9 protein-coding genes are annotated in these 9,380 nt (G+C 73.7%); 4 read left to right on the forward strand and 5 right to left on the reverse strand.

Annotation, left to right across the window (positions count from 1 at the left end):
- Nucleotides 1-92: 92 nt before the first annotated feature.
- Nucleotides 93-926, reverse strand: a complete 834-nt coding sequence (locus OG624_RS41490; RefSeq protein WP_331720992.1) for a response regulator transcription factor — start codon at nucleotides 924-926, stop codon at nucleotides 93-95.
- A gap of 208 nt (nucleotides 927-1,134) precedes the next feature.
- Between OG624_RS41490 and OG624_RS41495 the strand changes: the two genes are divergently transcribed.
- The 4 genes from OG624_RS41495 (at nucleotide 1,135) to OG624_RS41510 (ending at nucleotide 5,016) form a co-directional block, all read left to right on the forward strand.
- Nucleotides 1,135-1,401 (forward strand): phosphopantetheine-binding protein, encoded by a 267-nt coding sequence (locus OG624_RS41495; protein ID WP_158711822.1) that lies wholly within the window; start codon nucleotides 1,135-1,137, stop codon nucleotides 1,399-1,401.
- 204 nt (nucleotides 1,402-1,605) lie between these two features.
- A complete protein-coding gene (locus tag OG624_RS41500) occupies nucleotides 1,606-2,715 on the forward strand; it encodes an LLM class flavin-dependent oxidoreductase (protein ID WP_051763253.1) in 1,110 nt (369 codons plus the stop codon).
- 103 nt (nucleotides 2,716-2,818) lie between these two features.
- On the forward strand, nucleotides 2,819-3,976 hold the full coding sequence (gene solA, locus OG624_RS41505) for an N-methyl-L-tryptophan oxidase (RefSeq protein WP_331720993.1): 1,158 nt from the start codon (nucleotides 2,819-2,821) through the stop codon (nucleotides 3,974-3,976).
- A 50-nt stretch (nucleotides 3,977-4,026) separates the two neighbouring features.
- Nucleotides 4,027-5,016 carry an AfsR/SARP family transcriptional regulator gene (locus tag OG624_RS41510; protein WP_331720994.1) on the forward strand — a complete coding sequence of 330 codons (990 nt, stop codon included), beginning with the start codon at nucleotides 4,027-4,029 and terminating at the stop codon, nucleotides 5,014-5,016.
- A 55-nt stretch (nucleotides 5,017-5,071) separates the two neighbouring features.
- Here the strand turns inward: OG624_RS41510 and OG624_RS41515 are convergent, their stop codons facing one another.
- Genes OG624_RS41515 through fabD form a run of 4 tightly spaced genes read right to left on the reverse strand, consistent with a single transcriptional unit; the run spans nucleotide 5,072 to nucleotide 9,370 of the window.
- A complete protein-coding gene (locus OG624_RS41515; RefSeq protein WP_078909286.1) occupies nucleotides 5,072-6,745 on the reverse strand; it encodes an ABC-F family ATP-binding cassette domain-containing protein in 1,674 nt (557 codons plus the stop codon).
- Nucleotides 6,742-7,650: a 4'-phosphopantetheinyl transferase family protein gene (locus tag OG624_RS41520; RefSeq protein ID WP_331720995.1), complete on the reverse strand. Its 909-nt coding sequence runs from the start codon at nucleotides 7,648-7,650 to the stop codon at nucleotides 6,742-6,744. The genes OG624_RS41515 and OG624_RS41520 overlap by 4 nt, the downstream gene beginning before the upstream one ends.
- The gene (locus OG624_RS41525) at nucleotides 7,647-8,450 is read right to left on the reverse strand and encodes a thioesterase II family protein (protein WP_078909287.1); all 804 of its coding nucleotides are present in this window, start codon (nucleotides 8,448-8,450) and stop codon (nucleotides 7,647-7,649) included. Before OG624_RS41525 ends, OG624_RS41520 begins: the two co-directional genes overlap by 4 nt.
- Before the next feature lie 32 nt (nucleotides 8,451-8,482).
- Nucleotides 8,483-9,370 (reverse strand): ACP S-malonyltransferase, encoded by an 888-nt coding sequence (gene fabD, locus OG624_RS41530; RefSeq protein WP_078909288.1) that lies wholly within the window; start codon nucleotides 9,368-9,370, stop codon nucleotides 8,483-8,485.
- Between the last annotated feature and the right edge of the window lie 10 nt (nucleotides 9,371-9,380).

Here is a 9,380-nt window from a genome sequence, read left to right on the forward strand (position 1 = left end):
CACTGGGGTCGACGAGATCGAATTGCATGCTGACCCGGGTGCTTGACGGACGGCTGACGCGCCTGACGTGAGCGGGTGGGGCCGACGGGCGGTCAGCGGGTTCGCCGCAGCCCGATCTCATACGCGTAGACCACCGCCTGGACGCGGCTGCGCAACCGGAGCTTGCCCAGCAGGTTCTGCACATGGGACTTGACGGTGTGCTCCGAGAGCATCAGCGCACCGGCGATCTCCGCGTTGGACAGGCCGCGGGCGATCAGGTCCAGCACCTCGCTCTCCCGGGCCGTCAGCTCGTCGGGGTCGACGTCGGAGACCTCGGCGCGGCGGAATCCTCCGTCGTCGGCCGTCCGCCGGGACGGCCGACGGCTCAGGTGGTAGCCGGCGGCGGCCATCCGCACCGCGGCGGCGAGGTCCGCGGGCGTCACCGTCGCGGGGAGGCAGCCGTTCAGATGGGGGCCGGGTTCGGCCGGCTCCGGGCCGCCGACGGCCAGCAGCGGTGTCCCGCCGGGGTCCTGGCTTCCGGGCAACCCGATCAGCTGCGGGTCCGGCACCCCGTGGAGCACCATGACGTCGGGGCAGCTGATCCTCAGGTCTGCCAGGGCCCGGGGGCCGGGTTCGCCCTCCGCCGCGACCACGACCCCGGGCTGGCTCTCCAGCAGGGCGCGCAGGCCGGCCCGGGCGAGCGCGTCGGGCCCCAGCAGGAAGACCCGGACGGTGTCCGCACCGTCGGGCGCGGGCTCCTCGGACCGAACGAGGTCGTCGTGGGCCGGCGCCCACGGGTACGCGGCCGGCGGCGCGGCCCGGTCCGCGAGCGGGGGCAGGAGGGTGTGGCGGCTGCTGCGGGGCCGGGCCGGCCCGGCTCCGCCGGGCAGGACCCGCAGCGCGGCGGTCCCACTGGATGCGGGCCAGCCCTGTGCTCGCCGTTCCATCCTCACTCCCAACGTTCGCGGTGTCCGTGTTCCAGGGGCCGCCGCAGGTGCGGAGCGTCCTCCCGAAAGCAGAAGGTAGCCGTCGGCGGGGCGCCGGCGCCGGTTCCTCAAGCGCGTTTCAAGCGATTCGCCAATGCCGTCCCAGCAGGAAATTCAGAGGCTTCGACGGGATTTCACCGAGCCATTTCTGATGCTACGTTTCCTGGCCATGAACACTGAATCCGAGAACCCGCTCATGACCAAAGCAGGACTGCGCTCCCTGATCGCCGACAGCATGGGGCTGAGCGCCGACGAGATGCCGGGCGACGACGAGGACCTCGTCGACTACGGCCTGCACTCGATCGCGGTCATGCAGGTCGTGAGCCTCTGTCAGCAGAGCGGCATCGAGGTCGCGTTCCCCGAGCTCATCGCCACGCCGACGGTGGACGCCTGGTGGCGGGCCCTGTCTGCGGCCGACCGCGCGGCAGCCTGCTGATCGGACCCCGCCGCCCCCGCCCCCGGCGCGGAGTGCCGCGCCCCACGCTCGCTTGAGAGCCGTTGGAACCCCGCTGGGAGGGCGGTCGCGAAAATGCGACCGCGGCCGCCCGCCCGGATATCGTTCTGCTCTCCGGGCACATTCACCGATCATCCCGCCCCATTTACTCACTGCCCCCGCACCGAACCTTCGGACGGAGTCGTCATGGAATTCGGAGTCAATTTCTTCCCGGTCGTGGACCCGGAACGGAAAACTGCCGCCGAGTATTACGCCGAGAGTCTTCGGCTGGTCGAACTGGCCGAGTCGCTCGGCTATGAACACGCACAGATCGTCGAGCACTACGGCTCCCCGTACGGCGGCTACAGTCCCGATCCGGTGGCGTTCCTGGCCGCCGCCGCCGCGCGGACCAGCCGCATCCGGCTCGCGACCGGCGCCGTCATCGCCGCCTTCACCCACCCCGTCAAGCTCGCCGCCAACCTGGCGATGCTCGACAACCTCTCGCACGGCCGCCTCGACGTCGGCTTCGGACGGGCCTTCCTGCCCGACGAGTTCGAGGCCTTCGGCGTGCCGATCGAGGAGAGCCGCTCCCGTTTCGACGACGGCATCGCGGCCTGCATCGCGCTGTGGACCGAGGAGAACACGGTCTTCGAGGGCGCCGTCCACCGGTTCGGGCCCTTCACCGGCTTCCCCCGCCCCTACCAGCAGCCCCACCCGCCGGTGTTCGTCGCCTCCGCCAGCAGCCCGGACTCCTGCGCGGCAGCCGGCCGGGCCGGCCACCACCTCCAGGTCGTACCCTCGGTGACCACCCGTCAGGGCCTGAAGGAGATGATCGAGGGCTACCGGCAGGCACGCGCCGAGGCCGGGCACCCGAGCGGCGGGCGGATCCAGGTGAAGTACACCTGCTACGTGTCCGAGGACCGCGATCTGGCGCTGGCGGACGCCCGCGAGCAGGAGCAGAACTACGTGTCCCGGATGGCCGAGGCGGTCTCGTCCTGGGCGCACACCCGCAGCAGCCAGTACCCCGGCTACGAGCGGTTCGTGGAGAAGGCCCGCGGTTACGACTTCGACCGGGCGCTCACCGACGGCAAGGTCCTCGCCGGCACCCCGCAGGACGTCACCGAGCAGGTCCGCGAGATCGCCGCCGAGTACGGGTCGGACCTGTGCCTGAGCCTGCAGTTCAGCCCCGGCCACCTGCCGTTCGAGCGGGCCGCGCGGGCCATGGAGCTGTTCGCCCTGCAGGTCGCCCCCTCCTTCACCGGCCGGGCCGGTGCGGCCGCCGGGGCGGAGGCCGTCGCGGTGCCGGCAGCGGGCTGAGCCGGACCCCGGGGCCCCGCCGGCGGCAGCACGCGCCGGCGGGGCGGCACACCAGGGCACATCGCGACACGAGACGGACACGAGGAGAAGAGGAGAAGGGGACATGGCCCGTACAGCCACCGGCCTGGACGCCGAGGCCGCCGTCGTGGGGCTGGGCGCCTGGGGCGCCTGCGCCCTGTGGCAGCTGGCCCGGCAGGGGGTCGACGTCATCGGCATCGACCGCTACGGCATCGGCAACGTGCACGGTTCCTCGTACGGCGAGAGCCGCATGTTCCGCACCGCCTGCCTGGAGCACCCGGGCCTGGTCCCGCTCGCGCAGCGCTCGCGCGAGCTGTGGGCCGAGCTGGAGGAGCAGACCGGCCGGGTGCTGATGGAGCGGACCGGGGCCATGCTGATCGGCCCGCCGGACGGGCGCATCGTCGGCGGCGCGCTGCGGGCGGCCCGCGAGCACCGGCTGGACATCGAGCTGCTCGACCCGGCGAGCATGCGCGAGCGGGTCCCCGCGCATGCCGGGCTGCCGGACGACCATGTGGGCGTGCTGGAGCCGGCCGGCGGGCTGACCTACCCCGAGCACACCATCGCCGCCGCGGTCGACGCGGCGCGGGCGGCCGGGGCCCGGGTGGTCACCGACACCCGGGTCACCGCGGTCGAACCCGGCAACGACGGCATCGTGGTGCGCACCGCGTTGCGGACGCTCCGTGTCGCCCGGCTCGTGGTGGCCGCGGGCCCGTGGCTGTCCCAGCTGGTGCCGGGGCTCCCCCTCGACGTGCTGCGCATGCCCACGACCTGGTTCACCCCGGCCGAGCCCGATCCGCGGTTCACCCTGGAGCGGCTGCCGGTGTTCATGCGCGAACTCGCCGACGGGAACGTGATCTGGGGCCACGGCACCCTGCCCGGCGGCACCGAGGTGAAGCTCGGGCTGGAGGACGGCGGACGCCACTTCCGCGTCGTCGACCCCGAGAACATGGACCGCTCGGTCTCCCCCGCCGACTGGTCGGTGCTCTCCCGCATCCTCCCGGCGGCCGTGCCCGGCCTCGGCGACACCCCCTCGCGGGCGACGGCCAACCTGTACGCGCGCACCCCCGACGGCCAGTTCCTCCTCGGCCCGCTGCGGCACGACCCGCGGATCATCGTCGCGGGCGGGTGCAACAGCCACGGTTTCAAGCACGCGACCGGGATCGGCGAGGCCGTCGCCGACATGGTCCGCGGCAGGACCCCGGCCGTCCCGCTCGGTTTCGCTGACCCGAACTCCCTGCGCTGACGCCCCGGCACCCGTCCCACGACCCCATCCGGACGCATAGGTGAGGAAAGATGCAGTTCCGCATTCTCGGCCCTGTAGAGATCCACGACGAGCGGCGCGGCCTGCGGATCGTACCCACGGGCTCCAAGCAGCGCGTCCTGCTCGGCGCCCTGGTCGTGAAGGCCGGCCATCTGGTGTCGTACCACCGCCTGATCGACGAGTTGTGGGGCGAACACCCGCCGGCGAACCCGGCCAACGCCCTCCAGGCCCACGTCGCCCGGCTCAGGAAGCTGTTGGAGGACGCCGGATCGACCGGTCAGGAGCGGATCGACACCCACGCGCTGGGCTACCAGCTGCACACCGGGCCGGACGCGACCGACGCCGGCAGGTTCCACCGGCTGTGCGCCCAGGGCCGGGCCGTGATCGCCACCGACCCCGAGCGGGCCGTCCACCTGCTGCGCCAGGCACTCGCCCTGTGGCGGGGGCCCGCGTTGCAGGGCAGCCTCGGCGGGGACATCTGCCTGGCGGAGGCCGCCCAGCTGGAGGAGAACCGGCTGGTCGCCCTGGAAACGCTCTACGAGGCCGGCCTGCGGGCGGGCCTGCACCACGAGATCACCGGCGAGCTGGAGGAGCTCATCGGTGACAATCCGGTGCGGGAGCGGTTCTACGAGCTGCTGATGGTCGCCCTCCACCGCTGCGGCCGGCAGGCGGAGGCGCTCGGCACGTACGAGCGGGCCCGGACGCGTCTGGCCGATGAACTCGGGGTGGAACCCGGTCCGGCGCTGCACCGACGGGTCCGGTCGATCCTCAGCCCCGGCCGCGAGCAGCCGGCCCCCGCTGCGGCGCGCTCGGCGGCGCCGATGGTCCGCTCCCTCCCGCCACGGCCCGACACCGCTGGTCGGCGGGCTGCATCGACGGCTCCCCGGGGCGGGGCCGTCGTCCTCGACCTCGGCGACGAACTGGCGCGACTGCGCAGGCGGTTGGAGAACCTGACCCGCGAGCAGGAGGACCTGGCCCGCCGGATGGACCAGCTCACCGCCCGCACCGCGGCCGCCCGCTGACCCCAGCCGGCGCCCCGGCGGCGCGGGCCCGCGCGAGGCCCGCACCGGCGCCTGCTCAGTCCCGCTCCAGCAGCAGCGTCCGGCCCGCCGACCTGCGCATCCGGCGGTCGTGCGTGACGGTGACCACCGGGCCGGGGAACTCGTCCAGCGCCGTCTGCAGGTCTTCGATCAGCGGCAGGCTCAGATGGTTGGTGGGCTCGTCCAGCAGCAGGACGTGCGGACGCATCGCCACCAGCCTGGCCAGGTCGAGCCGCCTGCGCTGACCGGCGCTCAGCGCGCCGACGGGTACCTGGAGATCGGCCGGGCGGAACAGGCCCAGCTCCAGCAACTGCTCCGCCGCCTCGTCCTCGGTCGCGGCGATCACCTGTGCGTGCGTGCGCAGCAGCGGGACCCGGCCGGCCGGGTATTCGCTCTCCTGGGACAAGTGGCCGACCCGTACGCCCGGACGGGTGGCGACGGTGCCGGATCCGGGCTCCAGCTCCCCCGCGAGAATCCGCAGCAGCGTCGACTTGCCCGCCCCGTTCGGCCCCGCGACCACCAACCGGTCGGTGCCGGTCAGGGCGAGTTCGGGCAGCCGGATGCCCTGGGCCGTGCGGACGTCCCTGAGCTCGATCAGCGGGCCGGCCTCCTGCCCGGGCTCCGCGGCTCCCCGGCCCGCCCGGTCGCCGAGGCCGACCGCGGTGAAGCTCAGCGGGGCGGGCGGCCGCGGCACCGCCTGGAGTTCGAGCCGCCTGATCTCCTCCTTGGCGGCGCGGGCGGTGCGTGCCACCGCCGCCTGGGCTCCGGCGCCGCGCAGGTCGTAGTTCATCTTGGCGTTGTCGCGGGGCGGCCGGTAGTGCCCGGCGGCCCGGTCGGAGCGGTTGAGCCGGAGCTGGGCGGCGGCGAGCGACTCGGTCCAGTTCTCGTAGTCCGCCTCCCAGCGCCGCCGGGCGGCGGCCTGCGCGGCGGCGTAGTCGCGGTAGGTTCCGCCGTATCGGACCACCGACCCGCGCGGTCCGTCCAGGTCCAGCAGTCCGGTGACGGCGCCGTCCAGCAGGTCGCGGTCGTGGGAAGCGATCAGGCAGGGTCCCCTGAACTCGCGGAGCCACCGCGCGAGCCACTCGACGGCCTCGTCGTCGAGGTGGTTGGTGGGCTCGTCCAGCAGCAGGGCGGGCGGCTCTTGGAGGACGAGCAGGGCGAGACCGAGCCGGGCCCGCTCACCGCCGGAGAGCTGCCCGGCCGGCCGCTCGGACGGCAGCCGGTGCAGGCCGAGCGCCTGGAAGACCTCGGACGCCCTGGCCTCGAAGCGCCAGCCGTCGCGGGCTTCGAAGTCCTCCTGGAGCACGGCGTACTCGTCGAGGAGCGCGGCCGGCTCCGTGTCTTCGGCCGCGGCCATCAGCTGCTCGACCTCGTGCATCCGCGCCGCGATCCGGTCGATCTCGCGGCGGGCCTCGGCCAGGCAGCGGGCGAGGTCCCAGTCGGCGGGCAGGTCGGGTTCCTGGGAGAGGTAGCCGGGGGTGCCTCCGCCGAGGCCGACCCGGACACGGCCGCCGTCCGGGGCGTCGAGGCCGGCCAGAACCCGGAGCAGGGTGGACTTGCCGACGCCGTTGTCCCCGATGAGGCCGAGGCGTTCGCCGGCCGAGACGGTCAGCGAGATGCCGTTGAGGACAGTGCGGTCGCCGCGGATCCTGGTCACGGAGTCGGCCGCGAGATGGACGGTCGCGTCCGCCGCCCGTGCGGTTGCGATCATGCGACGCTCCTCTGGAGTTCGGTGGGGCGCGCTCGGTGGGGCGCGGCCCCGGCGAGGGGGAGCGCGGCGGAGAGGGTCCCGGGGGCGAGCAGCGGGACGGGGTTCCCGGGGTGGATGCTCGCGCGCAGGGCGGAGGGCCGCCAGGGGAAGCCCGTGTGCAGCCTGAGCGCGGTCATCGGGGTGGCCCCGTCCTCGACCGCGAGGGAGACCAGCACCCCGGGCTCGGGTTCGAGTTCGAGCAACCACCAGGTTCCCGACGGGTCGTCGGCCGGCGGTTCGAACGCGGCCACCCCGCCGTTGTCGGACAGCACGAAGCCGAACGAGTCGAAGGGCAGTCCGAGGCCGAGTCCGCGCGCCTTGGCGTAGGCCTCCTTGAGCGTCCACAGGCGCAGCACCGTTCGGTCGTACACCTCAGCGGGTGTCCGGGCCAGCTGGACGCGCTCGCCGGGGGTGAAGCTCTCGGCGATCCCGTCCAGTGCGCGGCTGCTCACCCGGTCGAGCCGTTCGACGTCGACCCCGACCCGGCGTCCCCGGCCGACCGCGATCGCGTTGTATCCGCGGGCGTGCGAGAGGTTGAAGTCCAGCGGGCCCTGTGCGGCGGGCCAGCCGCCCTCGGGCGGCCGTACGGAGGGCCGGCCACGCTCGGACCTGCGCAGCTCGATCAGCGCCTCGGGGACACCGGTCTCGAGCGAGAGCAGGCGCCGCACGAGGACGTGTGCCACGAGGTACTGGCGGCGGTCCCGCTCGAAGATGAACCGGTCCGCGGTCGCCTGTTCGTGCTCGTCCAGCCAGTGGCCGGCCAGGGCGGTGGCGGTGCCCGGCCCGAGGTCGTCGTTGGCGCACACCCAGAGCCTGACCTCGCCTTCGGCGGGCCGCCGTGCGCCTGCGGCCGCCCGCGCGCTCATCGCGCCGCTCCCGTCGCCGGGCGGCCCGCCGTCGCGGTCCGGACCTGTTCGGTGATCAGCCGGACCATCTCGGCGGGGCGGCTGCGGAAGTAGAAGTGATCGCCGTCGAAGAGGTGGAGGCCGAGGAACCGTTGCGCGTACTGCTCCCAGGCGGCCAACCGCTCGGGCGAGACCACCACATCGTCGGCGCCGCCGAAGACGGACAGCGGGACGGACAGCGGCGGCGTGTGCGGCCGCGGGCTCCAGGTCTCCACCAGCCGCAGGTCGTTGCGGATCATCGGAGCGAACAGCTGCCAGATGTCCGGGTCTTCCAGGACCTCGGGCGGGGTGCCGCCCATCCGTGCCAGGTGCCGGCGGAGTTCGGCGTCGGGCATGCGGTGGCGGTTGTCGGTCGGGAGCGGCTGCCGCGGCGCGCCGCGGGCCGACAGGCCGAGCCATGCGGGGAGCGGCAGCCCCTCGGCGGCCAGCCGGTTGGTGAGCTCGTAGGCGGCCAGGCCGCCCATGCTGTGGCCGAAGAAGGCGAACGGGCGGTCCATCGCGAGCACGATCTCGTCGTGGAAGAAGTCCACCAGCCGTTCGGCGTCGGCGCAGGCCGGCACGTCGGTCAGTCGGCCTCGGCCGGGGGCGTCCAGCAGGTGGATCTCCCAGTCGGCCGGGAAGTGCGTGATCCAGTCGCGGTACACCAGGTGGGAGCCGCCGGCGTGGTGGAACAGGAACAGGCGCAGGGCCGCTCCCGGGACCGGGCGGGGGCAGTGGCCCGCTCCGGCCGGCGGGCGGAACCTCAAGGTGTTGCTCGTCATCGCGTCTCCTTCGTGTGGTGCGTGGCGTCGCTTCAGGCGACGGCCTGGCGCGGGCGGGCCGCGCGGGCGGGCTCGGCGTCCCGCTTGATCTGCCGGACCATGCTGGTCAGCACGGTGCTCTCGCCGATCTCGGTGAACACCGCGTCAGGCTCGTCGAGCAGGGTGCGGACGGTCTCGTGCCAGCGCACGGGGTGGTCGATCTGCTGGAGCAGCAGGTCGGCGGCCAGCTCTGCGCGGTACGGCTGCGCGGTGCGGTTGGCGATCACGGGGAAGGCCGGTGGCCGGAGCCGGGCGGACCGGACCAGCGGGACGAGCGCGGCGGCGGCGGGCGCCATGTACCGGGAGTGGAAGGGGCCGCTGACGTCCAGTCGGCGGACCATGCGCGCGCCGGCGTCCTCCAGTACCTGGCCTGCTTCCTCCAGGTCCTCCAGCGGCCCGGCCAGGACGGTCTGGCTCGCGGTGTTGAGGTTGGCGAGGTCCAGCGTTGCGAATCCGGCGCGCAGGAGCAGGAAGCGCAGCTTGGTCTCGGTGAGCCCGACGACCGCGCTCATCCCTCCGCCGCCCACCTCGGCCATGGCCGCGGCGCGGGCCGCGACCAGCCGCAGGCCGTCGGTGAAGCCGAAGACCCCGGCGGCTTCCAGGGCGTTGTACTCACCCAGGCTGTGACCGATCGCGATGTCGGGGCGGGCCCCGTCCTCGACGGCCGCGCGGTGGGCGAGGGCGTTCACGGCGAACATCGCGGGCTGGGTGTAGCGGGTGTTGCCGAGCCTGCCCTCGGGGTCCTCCAGGCACAGCCGGCGCAGGCTGTAGCCGAGCGTGTCGCTGGCCTCGCGTTCGAGGTCGGGGAAGCGGTCGAGAAGCGTCCGGCCCATGCCGACGCGCTGCGCTCCCTGTCCGGGAAACATAAAGATCCGGGTCATCGTCGTGGCT

Origin of the sequence: Streptomyces virginiae (genome assembly GCF_041432505.1) — a bacterium.
In the GTDB taxonomy this organism is placed as follows: Bacteria; Actinomycetota; Actinomycetes; order Streptomycetales; family Streptomycetaceae; genus Streptomyces; species Streptomyces virginiae_A.

Bases quoted from the DNA above. Each gene is read 5' to 3' on its own strand.
- OG624_RS41490 (WP_331720992.1), bottom strand. From the start codon at position 926: ATGGAACGGCGAGCACAGGGCTGGCCCGCATCCAGTGGGACCGCCGCG.
- OG624_RS41495 (WP_158711822.1), top strand. From the start codon at position 1,135: ATGAACACTGAATCCGAGAACCCGCTCATGACCAAAGCAGGACTGCGC.
- OG624_RS41500 (WP_051763253.1), top strand. From the start codon at position 1,606: ATGGAATTCGGAGTCAATTTCTTCCCGGTCGTGGACCCGGAACGGAAA.
- solA (WP_331720993.1), top strand. From the start codon at position 2,819: ATGGCCCGTACAGCCACCGGCCTGGACGCCGAGGCCGCCGTCGTGGGG.
- OG624_RS41510 (WP_331720994.1), top strand. From the start codon at position 4,027: ATGCAGTTCCGCATTCTCGGCCCTGTAGAGATCCACGACGAGCGGCGC.
- OG624_RS41515 (WP_078909286.1), bottom strand. From the start codon at position 6,745: ATGATCGCAACCGCACGGGCGGCGGACGCGACCGTCCATCTCGCGGCC.
- OG624_RS41520 (WP_331720995.1), bottom strand. From the start codon at position 7,650: ATGAGCGCGCGGGCGGCCGCAGGCGCACGGCGGCCCGCCGAAGGCGAG.
- OG624_RS41525 (WP_078909287.1), bottom strand. From the start codon at position 8,450: ATGACGAGCAACACCTTGAGGTTCCGCCCGCCGGCCGGAGCGGGCCAC.
- fabD (WP_078909288.1), bottom strand. From the start codon at position 9,370: ATGACCCGGATCTTTATGTTTCCCGGACAGGGAGCGCAGCGCGTCGGC.